General features: G+C 71.2%; 15 protein-coding genes and 1 pseudogene. 8 read left to right on the top strand and 8 right to left on the bottom strand.

What is annotated here, in order from left to right; genetic code table 11:
* From MHW47_RS19535 to MHW47_RS19510, 6 genes are all read right to left on the bottom strand, one after another.
* On the bottom strand, positions 1 to 954 hold a 954-nt coding region (locus MHW47_RS19535; RefSeq protein ID WP_239224954.1), incomplete at its 3' end, for an alpha/beta hydrolase.
* Between the two features lie 219 nt (positions 955 to 1,173).
* Complete coding sequence (locus tag MHW47_RS19530; RefSeq protein ID WP_239224953.1) at positions 1,174 to 1,857, bottom strand: response regulator transcription factor; 684 nt, start codon at positions 1,855 to 1,857, stop codon at positions 1,174 to 1,176.
* Positions 1,854 to 3,089 carry a sensor histidine kinase gene (locus tag MHW47_RS19525; protein WP_239224952.1) on the bottom strand — a complete coding sequence of 412 codons (1,236 nt, stop codon included), beginning with the start codon at positions 3,087 to 3,089 and terminating at the stop codon, positions 1,854 to 1,856. The genes MHW47_RS19530 and MHW47_RS19525 overlap by 4 nt, the downstream gene beginning before the upstream one ends.
* A gap of 13 nt (positions 3,090 to 3,102) precedes the next feature.
* Positions 3,103 to 4,056, bottom strand: coding sequence for a DUF4429 domain-containing protein (locus tag MHW47_RS19520; RefSeq protein WP_239224950.1), 954 nt, complete (start codon positions 4,054 to 4,056; stop codon positions 3,103 to 3,105).
* 88 nt (positions 4,057 to 4,144) lie between these two features.
* The gene (locus MHW47_RS19515; RefSeq protein ID WP_239224948.1) at positions 4,145 to 5,356 is read right to left on the bottom strand and encodes an alpha/beta hydrolase; all 1,212 of its coding nucleotides are present in this window, start codon (positions 5,354 to 5,356) and stop codon (positions 4,145 to 4,147) included.
* A 113-nt stretch (positions 5,357 to 5,469) separates the two neighbouring features.
* Positions 5,470 to 6,126: a TetR family transcriptional regulator gene (locus MHW47_RS19510; protein ID WP_239224947.1), complete on the bottom strand. Its 657-nt coding sequence runs from the start codon at positions 6,124 to 6,126 to the stop codon at positions 5,470 to 5,472.
* Positions 6,127 to 6,241: 115 nt separating this feature from the next.
* Here MHW47_RS19510 and MHW47_RS19505 point away from each other — a divergent pair, with 115 nt between their 5' ends.
* Together MHW47_RS19505 and MHW47_RS19500 are read left to right on the top strand one after the other, a co-directional pair.
* Positions 6,242 to 7,849 carry an MFS transporter gene (locus tag MHW47_RS19505; RefSeq protein WP_239224946.1) on the top strand — a complete coding sequence of 536 codons (1,608 nt, stop codon included), beginning with the start codon at positions 6,242 to 6,244 and terminating at the stop codon, positions 7,847 to 7,849.
* A gap of 268 nt (positions 7,850 to 8,117) precedes the next feature.
* The gene (locus MHW47_RS19500; protein WP_239224944.1) at positions 8,118 to 8,525 is read left to right on the top strand and encodes a peptidase inhibitor family I36 protein; all 408 of its coding nucleotides are present in this window, start codon (positions 8,118 to 8,120) and stop codon (positions 8,523 to 8,525) included.
* Positions 8,526 to 8,593: 68 nt separating this feature from the next.
* Here the strand turns inward: MHW47_RS19500 and aceE are convergent, their stop codons facing one another.
* Positions 8,594 to 11,335, bottom strand: a complete 2,742-nt coding sequence (aceE, locus tag MHW47_RS19495; protein ID WP_239224942.1) for a pyruvate dehydrogenase (acetyl-transferring), homodimeric type — start codon at positions 11,333 to 11,335, stop codon at positions 8,594 to 8,596.
* Positions 11,336 to 11,874: 539 nt separating this feature from the next.
* Here aceE and MHW47_RS19490 point away from each other — a divergent pair.
* The 6 genes from MHW47_RS19490 to MHW47_RS19465 all read left to right on the top strand — a co-directional run bounded on the left by MHW47_RS19490 (position 11,875) and on the right by MHW47_RS19465 (position 16,487).
* The gene (locus MHW47_RS19490; protein WP_239224940.1) at positions 11,875 to 12,312 is read left to right on the top strand and encodes a DUF3052 domain-containing protein; all 438 of its coding nucleotides are present in this window, start codon (positions 11,875 to 11,877) and stop codon (positions 12,310 to 12,312) included.
* A 159-nt stretch (positions 12,313 to 12,471) separates the two neighbouring features.
* Positions 12,472 to 12,930: a peroxiredoxin gene (locus MHW47_RS19485; protein WP_111331985.1), complete on the top strand. Its 459-nt coding sequence runs from the start codon at positions 12,472 to 12,474 to the stop codon at positions 12,928 to 12,930.
* A gap of 157 nt (positions 12,931 to 13,087) precedes the next feature.
* On the top strand, positions 13,088 to 13,663 hold the full coding sequence (locus MHW47_RS19480; protein ID WP_164402590.1) for a TerD family protein: 576 nt from the start codon (positions 13,088 to 13,090) through the stop codon (positions 13,661 to 13,663).
* A gap of 160 nt (positions 13,664 to 13,823) precedes the next feature.
* Positions 13,824 to 14,399: a TerD family protein gene (locus MHW47_RS19475; protein WP_239224938.1), complete on the top strand. Its 576-nt coding sequence runs from the start codon at positions 13,824 to 13,826 to the stop codon at positions 14,397 to 14,399.
* 70 nt (positions 14,400 to 14,469) lie between these two features.
* Positions 14,470 to 15,597: a DUF475 domain-containing protein gene (locus MHW47_RS19470; protein WP_239224934.1), complete on the top strand. Its 1,128-nt coding sequence runs from the start codon at positions 14,470 to 14,472 to the stop codon at positions 15,595 to 15,597.
* Positions 15,598 to 15,752: 155 nt separating this feature from the next.
* On the top strand, positions 15,753 to 16,487 hold the full coding sequence (locus MHW47_RS19465; RefSeq protein ID WP_239224932.1) for a Tellurium resistance: 735 nt from the start codon (positions 15,753 to 15,755) through the stop codon (positions 16,485 to 16,487).
* 19 nt (positions 16,488 to 16,506) lie between these two features.
* Here the strand turns inward: MHW47_RS19465 and MHW47_RS19460 are convergent.
* A pseudogene (locus MHW47_RS19460) lies at positions 16,507 to 16,805 on the bottom strand (TerD family protein); the annotation flags it as partial.

Below are 16,805 nucleotides of genomic sequence, written 5' to 3'. Positions count from 1 at the left end.
GGGGACGCGGCGGGCGCCGAAGGACGGGGACGCCGGGTCGGGTCCGTGGCCGAGACCGGCGAACTCGACGTGCGGCACCTTGCCGATCCAGTCGCCGGGGTCCTTCGCCGCCCACACCCGCGCCCCGGTCCGCAGGTCGGCCACGCTGTCCGCGCGCATGCCGGGCGAGCCGAGGACGACCAGGTCGGCGACGCGCAGCCGGGGCGCGGCCAGACCGCAGACCACCGAGCCGTAGCTGTGGCAGAACACCGCGGTGACCGGCCCCCCGGCCGCCGCGAGCCCGTCCGTGAACCGGGTCAGCCGCTCGGCGCCCGCCTCCGCCAGGGTGCCGCGCGCGGCGTCGAGCCCGAGGCCCACCGGGGTGGTGTACCCGGCCCAGGCGATCACCGCGGTGCCCGGACCGGTGCGCGCGTACAGCGATTCGGCCATGCCTGCCGGGGTGCCGTACACATCGGTCGTACGGTCGAAGGTGGTGGCGTCGATGTCGGAGCCCGGCACGATCACGGACACCCGGCGGGCCGTCGCCAGGTCGCCGAATACCTCCGCCACCTGGCCCCGGCCGCGCGGGTCGAACGCCAGGAAGCGGCGGTCCGGGTCCGCGGCGAGGCGGGCGAAGGCGGGGTCGTGCGAGGCCCTCAGCGCCAACGCGTTGGCCCGGTAGCGTAGTTCGACGGGAGCCCCGTCCAGGTTGCCGACGACGAGCGGGTGCCGGACGGCCAGCTCCTGTTGCTGCGCCGCCGTCAGTCCCGCGAAGAACCGGGCCGTCGCGGCCGGCGTGTCCCGTTCCGGGTCGGGCAGTTCGCGCCCCAGCAGACGGTCGGCCCGCCAGGACGCCGTACCGGGCGGCGGCCCCGTGACGGCCTGCTGGGCGTTGCCCGCCACCCAGCCCGCCGTGCCCGACACCACGGTGGTCGCCAGCGCGACCGCGACCAGGGTCCTCGCGTAACGCCGCATCCGCCCCGCCCTCCCTCTCCGGCCCCACCGCCGGTCCCCGCACGCCGTACGGCGCGACGGACGGAAGGTAGGAGGGCGACGGCGGCCCGGACGTCACACCGGGGAGCCAACCACCGGGTCATACCGGGGTAGGGGGTGGGCGGTCCGACCCCGCCCGCCCAGCGGTCCGGTTCCGTCCGGCGGTCCGGCCCCGTCCGGCGCTCCGGCTCCGCCTGACGCTCAGGCGCCGCCGGGGACCACGAGCCCCGCCTCGTACGCGAAGATCACCGCCTGGGCCCGGTCCCGCAGGGACAGCTTGGCCAGGACCCGTCCGATGTGCGTCTTCACCGTCTGCTCGGCGAGGACCAGCCGGCCGGCGATCTCCTGGTTCGACAGGCCGCGCGCGATCAGCTCCAGGACCTCCGTCTCGCGCGGGGTCAGCCCGTTGAGCCGCAGCGCGGCCCCGCTCCGGGCGGCCGGTGACGGCTGCTGCCGGGCGAAGTCGGCGATCAGACGGCGCGTCACGGACGGCGCGAGCAGCGCGTCGCCCGCCGCCACCACCCGTACCGCCGCGATCAGGTCGGCCGGGGGCGCGTCCTTCAGCAGGAACCCCGACGCCCCGGCGCGCAGCGCCTCGTACACGTAGTCGTCCACGTCGAACGTGGTCAGCATCAGCACGCGCGGCACATGGACCACGCCCGAGGGCGGGTCCAGCAGGGCGCGGGCCGCCGCGAGGCCGTCCATCTCGGGCATCCGCACGTCCATCAGGACCACGTCCGGATGGACCCGGCGGCTCACCTCGACCCCCTGGCGCCCGTCCGGCGCCTCCCCGACCACGTCGATGTCCGCCTGCGCCGCCAGCAGGGCGGCGAACCCCGCCCGCACCATGGCCTGGTCGTCGACGACGATCACACGGATGGTCACACGTCCTCCGGAGCGGGGGTGTCGGCGGGCGCGGACGGGGAAAGCGGCAGCCACGCGGCGACCCGGAACCCCCCGTCCGGCAGCGGCCCGGTCTCCAGCGTGCCGCCGGTCAACCGTACGCGCTCGCGCATCCCGACGAGGCCGTGGCCCGTTCCCGCCGACTCCAGGGGCGAAACCCGTTCGGCGGGCGGGCCGTTGACGATCCGCACCGCCAACCCGCCCCCGTCTTGGGCGACCGTGACCCGGGTCCGGGCGCCCGGCGCGTGCCGCACCACGTTGGCCAGCGCCTCCTGCACGATCCGGTACGCGGACAGGTCCACGGCCGGGGGCACGGCTCCGAGGCCGGCGGCCAGCGACAGCTCGGCCGGCAGTCCCGCGCGCACCGTCGACTCGACCAGCTGCTGCAAGCGGTCGATCCCCGGCTGCGGGGCCCGTTCGCCCTCCGCGCCGTCCCCGCGCAGCACCACGAGCAGCCGCCGCATCTCGGCCAGCGACTCCCGCGCGCTCGCCGCGATCGTCCCGAACTCCTCGCGCGCCGCCTCCGGCAGGTCCGGCAGCCGGTAGGGCGCGGAGTCCGCCTGCACGGTGATCACGGACATGTGGTGGGCGACCACGTCGTGCAGCTCGCGGGCGATCCGGGCCCGCTCCTCCAGCAGCGTGCGCCGGGCGCGTTCCGCCTCGCTGACGGTCTCCTGCTCGGCGAGCCGGCGCTGCGCGACGCGCCGTTCCCGTACCGCCGCGCCGATCACCAGCACCACGGCCCCGCACACGGGCAGGATCAGCCCGCTGCCGGTGCTGCGGTCCGGGCGGACCAGATGGAGGGCCAGGCTCGCCGCGCCGGTCGCCAGCCAGACGCCGACGAGGGTGCGCCGGGGCTCGCGCAGGGCCAGCGCGAGGAGCAGGAAGAGGTAGGCGATGAGCGGTGCGGGCGGCCACGGCCACACGTCGTACGCGTGGGCCGGCCGCACCAGGATGGCCAGCGCCCCCACCACGTCGGCCGGGAAGACGATCCACCAGGCGCGCAGCGGCCGGTGCGCCAGCATCAGCAGCGGCCCGGCCTGCACCACGGCGAGCGCGGCCGCGCCGCCGCCGGACATGCCGTACTGGTCGCGGAGGTTGACGAGGGTGACCGGCAGGATGAGCACGGTCAGGGCGACGGCGGCGGCGAACGGCAGGTACCGGGCGGGGCCGGTCGCGCGGCCGGGCGGGCGCTCCGGTATCGGTTCGGTCATCGGCGGGCGGCGGCTACAGCTCGGCGAGGAGCTGCGCCTTCTTCGCGCTGAACTCCTCGTCCGTCACCAGGCCCGCCCGGTGCAGCTCACCGAGGTGGTGGATGCGCTCCGCGATGTCCGCCGGGTCGCGCCGGGCGGCGGCGGCCAGGGGCGCGGCGGCCGGTGGCCCGGACTGCTTCCTGCGTACGGATTCCAGGACGGCCGCCGCGAAGGGCAGCGACTCGTGGACCGGGCCGTAGCCGAGCCCGAAGATCACCGCGGCGGGGTCCTGGTCGGCCCGCGCGGGCCTGGGTATCACCGGCTGCACGCCCGTCGCCGTCCCGGCCCGCGGTCCGGCGCCGGACGCGGGCCCGCCGAGCACTCCGGACGCGGGCCCCAGGGGGTCGCGGCTCCTGGGCAGCAGCCGCAGATAGCCTTCGAAGCCCTCCGGCGAGCGCCACTCGACCCCGCACAGGTCCGTGACCGGGAACGTCTGGTCGCCGGCCTTCCACTTCTCGGACGAGGCGCCCGTCCAGAACCAGCGGAAGGAGATCCGCTCGCCGTCGAAGCCGGCCCGGCCGTCGTACGCCTTGAACTGCATCGGGGCCTCGGGGGCGGCGACCAGGAAGCGGTCGGCGGGCAGGCCCGCGTCCGGGCCGAGACAGGCCCGCAGTTCGTCCGCGTAGTACTCGGCGAGGGTCTCGCGGCCGGCGGGCAGGACCAGCCGATACGGGTCGCAGCCGTCCTTCAGCTGCCCGGCGGCGGCCTCCAGGAGGGGGTCGGCGCCGGGGCGCGGCACGGCACGCAGCACCACGGTGCCCCGCCTGCCCGGAGTCAGCGTCACCGACGAGAGCGCCGCGTGCGGGACACGGCGCTCGCGGAGGCTCTGGAGGAGTCTCGGCGTGCGGATGCCCCGTTCGTAGCGGATGAGCACGGAGTCGGTGTCGAACTCCCAGGTGGCATGAATTCCGGCCAGCACATCACCCATGGGCCTCATCGTATGCGGCACTTGCCCGCCCCGTCCCCTCTCCGAAGCGACCGCTTCCGGCCATCGGAGGCGGTTTTCTCTACGCGCGTCAGGCAGGCGCGTCGGCGTACGCCCCGGCGTCGCAGGCGTCGTCGGTGGACGCGCAGGTCACCGAGGTGTACGCGCCCACGCCGATCGCCGCGAAGTTGTCGAGGCTCTCGGTGCCGGGCACGAAGTAGCCGCTGTGGCCGACCGCCCCGTCCGCCGAGACGACGCGGGCGCCGAAGCCCCGGCCCACCGGGTCGGCGCCGTGGCCCAGGCCGCCGATCTCCAGATTCGGCACGTCCTCGATCCAGTCGTCGCTGTCGCGCGCCGCCCACACATGCGCCCGGGTGTGCAGCTCCCCGGTGTTGTCCGCCCGCATGCCGGGACTGCCGGCCACCGCGATGTCCGTCACCCGGCCGGGGAGCCTGCTCGCGGCGACCCCGCACAGCACGGAGCCGTAGCTGTGGCAGAACAGCGAGACGGGCGCGGGGCCCGGCAGCGCCCGGACCAGCGCGTTCAGCCGGACCGCCCCGCGCTCGGCCAGGGTGCCGGTCGCGGCGTCGATGCCGATGCCCATGGGCGTGGTGTAGTCGGCCCAGGCGATCACGGCGGTGCGCACCCCGGGGGCCGCGGCGCGCTCGGCGGCGTACAGCGACCTGGCCATGCCCACCGGTGCGGCGTTGACCTTGGCCCCGGTGCGTTCCAGGGTCAGCAGTCCGGTGTCGACGCCGGGCACGACGAGCGAGATGCGCCGGGCCCGGTCGAGGTCGCCGAAGACCTCGGCGGCCAGCCCGCGTCCGGTCGGGTCGAACGCCAGGAAGTGCCGGTCCGGGGCGAGCATCGACCGGAAGCGGTCCAGGCGCTGCTGGGCCCGGGCGCGGCCGGTGGGGGAGAGTCTGGTGTCGCGGACACGCTTGCGTTCGGCCGCGCCCGCCAGGGCGATCGCCCGCCGGTTCGCCCGGTAACGGGTGGTCACCGGGGCGCCGTTGAGGTTGCCGACCACCAGCGGGTGGGTGTCGGCGAGGCGGGTGCGCTGCGCGGCGGTGAGCGTGGCGAAGAAGTGCGCCATCGTGTACGGCGGGGCCGTGGCGTCGGGCAGCGGCCGGCCCGCTATCGATCCCTTGGCCCAGGCGGCGAGCGCGAGCGTGCGGGTGTCGGTGGAGCGCTGATGGCGTACGGCGGTCCAGCCGGTGGTCGCGAGCATCACGAAGACGACCGCCAGGGCGAGCAGCGCGCGCCAGGCGGTGAGCGTGGGGGAGGAATCGAAGGAAGTCACTCCGGACCACCCTAGGAGACGCGCGGGGCCGGTTCAGGAGCGGGGTGACGTACATCACCCGACTGTGGGGAATGACACGGCGGTGCTCTCACGCTGCGTACGGGCGCGGCGCTCTACGGTGCGCGCCAGTCCCCGGAGAGGGCCGGGGTGAGCGCGTCGAGGTAGGTCTCCGTGAGCGCGCGCAGCGACTCCAGCCCGGTGTCCCGTCCCTGGCCCCAGAGTTGGCCGGCCGCCCGCATCACGCCCGAGAAGGCCGCGACCGCGACCCGGGGGCGCGGGTCGCGGGTCATGTCGAGCCCCTCCCGCCCCGCGATCAGTTCGGCGATCCGGTGCTCCAGCTGGACGCAGCGGCGCAGGTGGGCGGCGTGCAGCGACGGCGTGGACTCGATCATCCGGTAGGCCCGCATGTGGAGTTCGACCGGAATGACGGCCTCCACGGTCTCTCCGATCCCGTTCCAGGCGCACAGCACGGCCTGGCGCATGGCCTCGAACGGGGCCTCTGCGGCGGGCCGTCGGCGCAGCTCGGAGAGGAAGTGCGACTCCACCATGTCCTGCACGGCGAAGACGACCGCTTCCTTGCCCGCGAAGTAGCGGAAGAAGGTGCGCTGGGAGACCTCGACCGCGTCGGCGATCTCGTCGACGGTGGTCTCCTCGTACCCGTGGGCGGTGAAGAGTTCGAGGGCGGCGACGAGCAGCGCGTCGCGGGTACGCCGCTTCCGGCGCTCGCGCAGCCCGGTCGGGAGAGCCGCGGACGGCTGCCCTTCGATCACTGAAGTGGTCCTCTCTTCCGCTCGGTCCGGCTCGGTCTGCCTGTGAGCTACGTGACAGTTACCGACCGGTGAAATGGTTAGTCAACTGTCAGCGACTGACACTAATCTCACGCGTATGACTAGTCAGACCACCGTCGAAAAGGCTTCGCAGGACCCGCAGGGCCCAGGTCCCGCACCAGCCGGAGGGCTGCGCGGCCACCCCTGGCTGACACTGTTCTCCGTGGCCATCGGCGTGATGATGGTCGCGCTCGACGGCACGATCGTCGCGATCGCCAACCCCGCCATCCAGCAGGATCTCGGCGCCTCGCTCGCCGACGTCCAGTGGATAACCAACGGCTACATGCTGGCCCTCGCGGTGTCCCTGATCACCGCGGGGAAGCTGGGTGACCGCTTCGGCCACCGCCAGACCTTCCTCATCGGTGTCGTCGGTTTCGCGGCCGCGTCGGGCGCGATCGGACTGTCCGACAGTGTCGCCCTCGTCATCACCTTCCGGGTGCTCCAGGGCCTCTTCGGCGCGCTGCTCATGCCGGCCGCGCTGGGGCTGCTGCGCGCCACGTTCCCGGCCGAGAAGCTGAACATGGCGATCGGCATCTGGGGCATGGTGATCGGCGCCTCGACCGCGGGCGGCCCGATCCTCGGTGGTGTGCTCGTCGAGCACGTCAGCTGGCAGTCGGTCTTCTTCATCAACGTGCCGGTCGGCGTGCTCGCCCTGGTGCTCGGCGTCCTGATCCTCAAGGACCACCGCGCCGAGAACGCGCCGCGCTCCTTCGACCTCGCGGGCATCGTCCTGCTGTCCGGCGCGATGTTCTGCCTCATCTGGGCGCTGATCAAGGGCTCCGAGTGGGGCTGGGGCGACCTCCAGACGGTCGGCTACCTGGTCGGCGCCGCCGTCCTGTTCCTGGCGTTCGCGCTGGTCGAGCAGCGGGTGCGGGAGCCGCTGGTCCCGCTGGGCATGTTCCGCTCCGTTCCGCTCTCGGCGGGCACGGTGCTGATGGTGCTGATGGCCTTCGCGTTCATGGGCGGCCTGTTCTTCGTCACCTTCTACCTCCAGAACGTGCACGGCATGAAGGCCGTGGACGCCGGTCTGCACCTGCTGCCGCTGACCGCGATGATGATCGTCGCCTCGCCGGTGGCCGGCGCCCTCATCACCAAGTTCGGCCCGCGCGTCCCGCTGGTGGGCGGCATGGTCTGCACCGCCGTCGCCTGCTTCGGCATGTCCCAGCTGACCGTCGGCACGGGCACGCTGACGATGTCGATCTGGTTCGCCCTGCTCGGCCTCGGCCTCGCCCCGGTCATGGTCGGCGCCACCGAGGTCATCGTCGGCAACGCCCCGATGGAGCTGTCCGGTGTCGCCGGTGGCCTCCAGCAGGCCGCGATGCAGGTCGGCGGCAGCCTCGGTACGGCGGTGCTCGGCGCGATCATGGCCTCGCGCGTCGACTCCCAGCTGCCGGGCAACTGGAAGGACGCCGGGCTGCCGAAGCTGGCCCCGGAGCAGCTCGACCAGGCGTCCTCCGCCATCAAGGTCGGCATGCCGCCCGTCACCAAGGAGACCCCGCCGGAGATCGCGGGCAAGATCGTGGGCGTCGCGCACGACACCTTCGTCTCCGGCATGAGCACCGCGTTCATGGTCGCCGGAATCGTCGCGGTCATCGCCGCCCTCGTCGCCACGCTGACCAAGCGCGGCGAGAACGCGGAGGCGGGCATGGGCGGCGGCCACATCTGACGGCCCCGCGCCCCTGCCGCGCGCCGGTACCGGCGCCCGCGGCACTTGGCGCGCCACACGGCGCGCACCACGGCCCCGCCGGAGCGATCCGGCGGGGCCGTCACCTGTACGGGTGAAACCCTCCCCGAACCCTTCCGATTACTCTCCGTGATCACGCAAGGTGGTGGCGGAAGATCCGCACCGGACGACCACACCGGCGGATGTTCCACCTCGCACGTTCGCCATCGCGTTCGACAGCACGTTCCATCACCACGGGGGTTCATCTCGCATGCGTACGACCTTTGCCGCCACCACCCTGGCCGCCGTCGCTCTGATCACCACGGCCCTGTTCACACCCGCGACCGCCGCACCCACGGCATCCACCGCACCCGCCGGAGCCGCCGCGCCCGTCCGGCTGGGCGAGTGCGCCGGCGGACAGCTCTGCCTCTGGGCGAAGCCGGACTTCACCGGCGCCCGGCAGACCCACGAGCTGTCCACCATCGACATCGAGAGCTGCGTCCCGCTGAAACCCGGCACCACCGCCCAGGCGCTCGCCAACCGCACCGGCCGGCCCGTCACGACCTACCAGTCCGCCGAGTGCCAGGAGACCGGCGAGTTCGAGACCTACCCGGGCACCGGTACCTGGCTGCCCCGCTCCCCGTACCTGGTACGCGCTTTCAAGGTGTGGGAGAACTGACCGGGCCCGGACGCACCGCGGGGCGGCGGCGCCCTCCCGGACACGGCCGCCCCGCTCCGGACACGGCGTTACGCGTCCCCGCCCGCGGCCCCCGGATCGGCCGAGGCCACATCCAGCAGCTCGTAGCGGTCCACCGCCGTCTTCAGCGCCGAACGGTCGATCTTCCCGTCCTTCGCCAGCTCCGTGAGCACCGCGAGCACGATCGACTGCGCGTCGATGTGGAAGAACCGCCGCGCCGCACCCCGCGTGTCCGCGAAGCCGAAACCGTCCGCCCCCAGCGACTGGTACGCGCCGGGCACCCAGCGGGAGATCTGGTCCGGGACCGACCGCATCCAGTCCGACACCGCCACGAACGGCCCCTGCGCCCCGGACAGCTTGCGCGTCACGTACGGGACGCGCTGCTCCTCCTCCGGGTGCAGCAGGTTGTGCCGCTCCACGTCCACGGCCTCGCGCCGCAGCTCGTTCCAGGAGGTCGCCGACCAGACGTCCGCCCGTACGTTCCACTCCTCCGCGAGGATGCGCTGCGCCTCGACCGCCCACGGCACCGCCACACCGGAGGCCAGGATCTGGGCCGGGATCTCGCCCTTCTCGCCGCTCCGGTAGCGGTAGACGCCCTTGAGGATGCCCTCGACGTCCACATCGGCCGGCTCCGCCGGGTGCTGGATCGGCTCGTTGTAGACGGTGAGGTAGTAGAAGACGTCCTCGTTCTCCTCGGGCGTCCCGCCGTACATCCGGCGCAGCCCGTCCCGGACGATGTGCGCGATCTCGTACCCGAACGCCGGGTCGTAGGCCACACAGGCCGGGTTGGTCGAGGCCAGCAGCTGCGAGTGCCCGTCGGCGTGCTGGGTGCCCTCGCCGGTCAGCGTCGTCCGCCCGGCGGTCGCGCCGAGCACGAAGCCGCGGGCGAGCTGGTCGGCCATCTGCCAGAACTGGTCGCCGGTGCGCTGGAAGCCGAACATCGAGTAGAAGACGTACACCGGGATCAGCGGCTCGCCGTGCGTGGCGTAGGCGGAGCCGGCGGCGATCAGCGAGGCCGTGCAGCCGGCCTCCGAGATCCCGTCGTGCAGCAGCTGACCGGTCGGCGACTCCTTGTACGCGAGCAGCAGATCCCGGTCCACCGACTCGTACTGCTGCCCGAGCGGGTTGTAGATCTTCGCGCTCGGGAAGAAGGCGTCCATCCCGAACGTGCGGTACTCGTCGGGCGCGATCAGCACGAAGCGCTTGCCGATCTCCTTGTCCCGCATGAGGTCCTTCAGGATGCGGACGAACGCCATGGTGGTGGCGATCGACTGCTGGCCCGAGCCCTTCTTCGCCGCCGCGTACGCCGAGTCGCCGGGCAGCGCCAGCGGCTTCGCGCGCACCACACGGGTCGGGACATAACCGCCCAGGCTCTTGCGGCGGTCGTGCATGTACTGGATTTCCTCGGTGTCGCGGCCGGGGTGGTAGTACGGCGGGTTGCCGTCCTCCAGCTCCTTGTCCGCGATCGGGATGTGCAGCCGGTCCCGGAAGCGCTTCAGGTCCTCGGCGGTGAGCTTCTTCATCTGGTGGGTCGCGTTGCGGCCCTCGAAGTTCGGCCCCAGGGTCCAGCCCTTGACCGTCTGCGCCAGGATCACCGTGGGCTGGCCCTTGTGGGCCTTGGCCGCCGCGTACGCCGCGTACACCTTGCGGTGGTCGTGCCCGCCGCGCCCCAGGTGCAGGATCTGCTGGTCGGTCATGTCCTTGACCATGTCGCGCAGCCGGGGGTCGTCCCCGAAGAAGTGCTCCCGGATGTACGCGCCGGTCTCCGTCGCATACGTCTGGAACTGCCCGTCCGGCGTCGTGTTCAGCTTGTTGACCAGGATGCCCGTGCGGTCCTGCGCCAGCAGCGGATCCCAGGACCGGTCCCAGACCAGCTTGATCACGTTCCACCCGGCGCCCCGGAACTGGGACTCCAGCTCCTGGATGATCTTCCCGTTGCCGCGCACCGGCCCGTCGAGACGCTGGAGGTTGCAGTTGACGACGAAGGTCAGGTTGTCCAGGCCCTCGCGGGCGGCGATCGACAGCTGGCCGAGCGACTCCGGCTCGTCCATCTCGCCGTCGCCCAGGTACGCCCACACATGCGAGTCCGACGTGTCGGCGATGCCGCGCGCCTCCATGTAGCGGTTCATCCGCGCCTGGTAGATCGCGCCGAGCGGGCCGAGCCCCATCGACACCGTGGGGAACTCCCAGAAGTCCGGCATCATCCGCGGGTGCGGGTAGCTGGACAGCCCGTTCGGCGCCTTCGACTTCTCCTGGCGGAACGCGTCGAGCTGCGCCTCGCTCAGCCGGTCCAGCAGGTACGCGCGGGCGTAGATCCCGGGGGAGGCGTGCCCCTGGAAGAAGATCTGGTCCCCGCCGCGGCCGTCGTCCTTGCCGCGGAAGAAGTGGTTGAAGCCCACGTCGTACAGGGAGGCGGAGGACGCGAACGTGGCGATGTGGCCGCCCACGCCGATCCCCGGCCGCTGGGCGCGCGACACCATCACGGCCGCGTTCCAGCGGGTCGCGTTGAGGATCTTGCGCTCGATCTCCTCGTCGCCGGGGAAGAACGGCTCGTCCTTCGTGGCGATCGTGTTCACGTAGTCCGTGCTGCGCATCTCCGGCACGGCGACGCGCTTCTCGCGCGCGCGCTCGATGAGCCGGAGCATGAGATAGCGGGCCCGCTCACGGCCGCGCTCGTCGACGGCGGCGTCGAGGGAGTCAAGCCATTCACGGGTCTCTTCGGGATCGAAATCCGGGACCTGACTCGGAAGGCCGCCAATGATGATCGGGTTGCGATCTGATCCGGAAGCCACGCTGTTCCTTCGCTGTTCGGTGCTGCGCTTCGGGGCCTGTAACGGGAGTCCTGCCCCCGGTCCTGTCGGTGTTGTACGCCTTCCCCATCGTGTACCGCTGGAACGGTTACGTCATCTCTACCGAGAGGTAACCGCGCACGCGTTCCGGGCCCGCCCCGGCCGGGGCGGATGGACCGCCGCCGAGTGGGTATCGGTGCAGGCAGGAGGTGTCGGGACAGGAGGGATAGTCGGGATGGCCGAGGACGGATCGTAACCATACGCCCAAGGTGTGCAAGTGTTCCCAAAAACGGCTCGACTCCGGATGCCGCCCCGAAACGGCATAAGCTGTCCATGGACGTAGGTCGCACAGGAAGGGGAGAAGGAGCGCGGGCCCTCGCGGAGGGCCGCCGGCAGGACGGCGACGTGAGAGGAATCGTCACCGTTTAGGCGGTCTCGTACGCTGGGTACTTGCGCGATCCGCCGCTCCCGTGTGGACTACGGCCAGCGCCGCGCGCACGCGTGGCTCAAGCATTTTCCGAAACATGATCAGGAGGCAACCCGTGAGCGCGACCGCGGACCACGCGGAGGAGCGGACCAACCCGGCGACACGCCTGGGGTTCGAGCCCGGACAGGTGGTCCAGGAGATCGGCTACGACGACGACGTCGAGCTGGAGCTCCGTGAGGGCATTGAGGCCATTACCGGCCAGGATCTCGTCGACGAGGACTACGACGACATCGCCGACGTCGTCCTGCTCTGGTTCCGCGACGAGGACGGCGACCTTACGGACGCGCTGGTGGATGCCATTGGCCTGGTCGACGACGGCGGCGTGGTCTGGCTGATGACGCCGAAGACCGGCCGCGACGGATACGTCGAGCCGAGCGACATCAACGAGGCCTCGCAGACCGCTGGGCTCGCCCAGACCAAGAGCGTCAGCGCGGGCAAGGACTGGTCGGGAAGCCGCCTCGTCACGCCCAAAGCGGCCAAGGCCAAGCGCTGACCGCACCGATCACTGAAGGCCCCCGACAGGCATCGCGCCGGCCGGGGGTCTTCGTGTGTCCCGCTTTGCCGGGTGCCGCACGGGCGGCCCCCTCCTCTGCGTAGGGTGGGGGTCACCCGGACAGCCCAGCCCGGTGATGTAGCGAAGGGACGCGTTTTCATGGCGATCGAGGTCGGCACCCAGGCCCCGGATTTCGAGCTGAAGGACAACCACGGCCGGACCGTGAAGCTGTCCGACTTCCGCGGTGAGAAGAACGTGGTGCTGCTGTTCTACCCGTTCGCCTTCACCGGCGTCTGCACGGGCGAGCTGTGCGCGCTCCGTGACGAGCTGCCCACGTTCGAGAACGACGACACGCAGCTCCTCGCCGTCTCCAACGACTCCATCCACACCCTGCGCGTCTTCGCCGAGCAGGAGGGGCTGGAGTACCCGCTGCTGTCGGACTTCTGGCCGCACGGCGAGACCTCGCGGGCGTACGGCGTCTTCGACGAGGAGAAGGGCTGCGCTGTGCGCGGCACCTTCATCATCGACAAGGAGGGCGTGGTGCGCTGGACGGTCGTCAACGGTCTGCCCGACGCGCGCGACCTCAACGACTACGTCAAGGCGCTCGGCGCGCTCTGAAAAACCCGGTTCCGAGCGGATCACGGACCGGAGACCCGCGTCCCGAATGCCTGTTGAGGGCGGGAACCGGTCACTAGGATCCACTCGTTGATCCGATGTCAACACGACGTGGAGGCGCCGGCACCGGCCGGCCCCCAAGAAACCAATGGGAGGACTCGTGGGAGTCAGCCTCAGCAAGGGCGGCAACGTCTCGCTGACCAAGGCCGCGCCCAACCTGACCGCGGTCATCGTGGGTCTCGGCTGGGACGCCCGTACCACCACCGGCGGGGACTTCGACCTCGACGCCAGTGCTCTGCTGACGAACGCCGAGGGCAAGGTCGCCAACGACGGCAACTTCGTCTTCTTCAACAACCTCAAGAGCCCGGACGGCTCCGTCGAGCACACCGGTGACAACCTCACCGGTGAGGGCGAGGGCGACGACGAGGTCATCAACGTCAACCTGGCCACGGTCCCGGCCGACGTCGACAAGATCGTCTTCCCGGTCTCGATCTACGAGGCCGAGTCCCGCCAGCAGAGCTTCGGCCAGGTCCGCAACGCGTACATCCGCGTCGTCAACCAGGCCGACAACAGCGAGCTCGCCCGCTACGACCTGTCCGAGGACGCCTCGACCGAGACGGCCATGGTCTTCGGCGAGCTGTACCGCAACGGCGCGGAGTGGAAGTTCCGGGCCATCGGCCAGGGCTACGCCTCCGGTCTGCGTGGCATCGCGCAGGACTTCGGCGTCAACGTCTGACCCGCCCAGGGGCCCCGGCCCCGGCATCAGCACGGCCGTCCGGCGCCGCACCACGTGCGGCGCCGGACGCGCAGGGCGGACGGAGCCGCCGGCCGCACGGGTTCGGCCGGCGGCTCCGTCCGGTACAAAAGACGGTTCACCAACTCGGGGAGGACACACCATGGGCGTCACGCTCGCCAAGGGAGGCAATGTCTCCCTCTCCAAGGCCGCACCCAATCTCACCCAGGTGCTGGTCGGTCTCGGCTGGGACGCACGATCCACGACCGGCGCCGACTTCGACCTCGACGCCAGCGCGCTGCTGTGCCAGTCGGGCCGGGTGCTCGGCGACGAATGGTTCGTGTTCTACAACAACCTCACGAGCCCCGACGGTTCCGTGGAGCACACCGGTGACAACCTCACGGGTGAGGGCGAGGGCGACGACGAGTCGATCGTCGTGAACCTCACGCAGGTGCCGGCCCACTGCGACAAGATCGTCTTCCCGGTCTCGATCCACGAGGCCGACAACCGCGGCCAGACGTTCGGCCAGGTCAGCAACGCGTTCATCCGCGTCGTCAATCAGGCCGACGGCCAGGAACTCGCGCGCTACGACCTCAGCGAGGACGCCTCCACGGAAACCGCGATGATCTTCGGCGAGCTCTACCGCTACAACGGCGAGTGGAAGTTCCGTGCAGTTGGTCAGGGGTACGCGTCCGGGCTGCGCGGCATCGCTCTAGACTTCGGGGTCAACGTTTCGTAAAGCCGCGCACGGCGCGGGGGAGCCCCGTGCACATCGGGGGAGACCCGTTACATACATGATGGGGTAGCCAGTGCTTCTGAAAACCTTCGGGTGGTCGTTCGCGATCACCGTGGCCGGTCTCGTGGCCGCGTTCTTCTACGGGGGGTGGGAAGCCTTCGGTGTGGTGGCGATCCTGTCCGTCCTGGAGATCTCGCTGTCGTTCGACAACGCGGTGGTCAACGCCGGAATCCTGAAGAAGATGTCTGCCTTCTGGCAGAAGATCTTCCTCACCATCGGCGTGCTGATCGCGGTCTTCGGTATGCGGCTGGTCTTCCCCGTCGTGATCGTGGCTGTCACGGCGAGCCTGAATCCGATCGATGCGATCGACCTGTCGTTCAACGACCCCGACCAGTACAAGCAGCTGGTCACGGACGCGCACCCGGCGATCGCCGCCTTCGGTGGCATGTTCCTGCTGATGATCTTCCTCGACTTCGTCTTCGAGGAGCGCGACATCCAGTGGCTGCGCTGGATCGAGCGTCCGCTCGCCAAGCTCGGCAAGGTCGACATGCTGTCGGTCTGCGTCGCGCTCATCGTCCTGCTGATCGCCTCCCTGACCGTCGCCACCCACGCCCACCAGCACGGCGGCGGGCACGCCGACAAGGCGGAGACCGTTCTGCTCTCCGGCGTCGCGGGGCTGATCACGTATCTGATCGTCGGCGGGCTCTCCGGTTACTTCGAGGACAAACTCGAAGAGGAGGAGGAGCGCGAGCACGAGGCGGAGGAAGAGGCCAAGCGCAGCGGCAAGAAGGTCTCGGTCATCGCCCTCACCGGCAAGGCCGCGTTCTTCATGTTCCTGTACCTGGAAGTGCTCGACGCCTCCTTCTCGTTCGACGGCGTGATCGGCGCCTTCGCCATCACCAACGAGATCGTGCTCATGGCCCTCGGCCTCGGCATCGGCGCCATGTACGTCCGTTCGCTCACGGTCTACCTGGTCCGCCAGGGCACCCTGGACGACTACGTCTACCTGGAGCACGGCGCGCACTACGCGATCGGCGCGCTGGCGGTCCTCCTGCTCGTCACCATCCAGTACGAGATCAACGAGATCATCACCGGTCTGATCGGCGTCGTCCTGATCGCCTGGTCGTTCTGGTCCTCGGTCCGCCGCAACAAGGCGCTGGAGGCCGAGGAAGGCAGCACCGAAGTGACCGCCGGGGTGTGACCCGGTAGGGATTGAGGGAACGCTCTGAGCGGGGCGGCTCGTACGGCAACGCCTCCGGGAACACTTCCGGAGGCGGCCCGGGGCCGCCCCGCAGTGGTGCGTGCGCCGCATGCGCCGCATGCGACGGGTGAGGGACCGAGAGGGCGGGGTCGGGGATGGGGTTCTGGAACAGTCTGTGGCCGGGGCGGGAAGCACAGTTCGAGGCGGGCAACGCGGCCACCAACTCCATCGTGCTCACCCGGCGGCACTCCACCGTCTCGCTGACCAAGCAGGGCGCGCTCAGCGGCAACCTGCGGGTCAACCTCTCCTGGCGCATGCGCACCTCGGACATCGGGGGCCGCTCCGGCCAGAGCGGCCGGCTGCTGCGACCGCTGAAGCTGTTCCAGCCGGAGGCCGTCCAGGCGCACACCCAGGGCATGGTCAACGTCGACCTGGACCTGGGCTGCATGTACGAGCTGGCGGACGGCACCAAGGGCGTCGTGCAGCCGCTGGGCAACCTGCTCGGGGACCTGAACAGTCCGCCGTACATCAGGCTCAGCGGCGACGACCGCTTCGGGGCCCCGTCCGGCGAGACCCTGTACGTCAACCTCGATCAGCGCGAGCACATCAAGCGGCTGATGTGCTTCGTGTACATCTACGACCAGACGCCCGCCTTCGACCGCACGCACGCCAAGGTGACCCTCTACCCCGGCAACGGGCCGAGCGTCGAGATCGAACTGGACGAGCGCGCCCCGCAGGCCCGCTCCTGCGCGGTGTTCACGGTGGAGAACGTCAAGAACGAACTGATCGTGCGGCGCGAGGTGAAGTTCGTCTACGGCTTCCAGTCCGAGCTGGACCGCATGTACGGCTTCGGCATGCAGTGGGGCCGCGGCTACAAGACCCGCACCTAGGGGCGCCCCGGTGCCGTTCTCAGGGCCGTATGAACTGCGGGCCTTGCGGGGGCAGCGTGAAGTTCGGGTCGGGGGCGGGCGCGGCCGCCGGGGCGGGCTGCGGATAGCCGTAGGCGGGCTGCGGGGAGGCCGGCTGGGGATAGCCGTACGCCGGCTGCGGGGCCGGGGCCGCGGTGGGCTGCGGATAGCCGTACGAGGGCTGCTGGTGCAGCACGGTGGCCTGCGCGTCCGGCGCGGGCGCTGGAGCCGGCGGGAAGGCGGGCGCGGGCGGCACCGGGTCCGGCCGGTACGGCGGCCGCGGCTCGGGGCGGGGGGGGG

The organism is Streptomyces sp. OfavH-34-F (assembly GCF_022347745.1).
In the GTDB taxonomy this organism is placed as follows: domain Bacteria; phylum Actinomycetota; class Actinomycetes; order Streptomycetales; family Streptomycetaceae; genus Streptomyces.
This window is presented reverse-complemented; position numbering and strand designations above follow the sequence as displayed.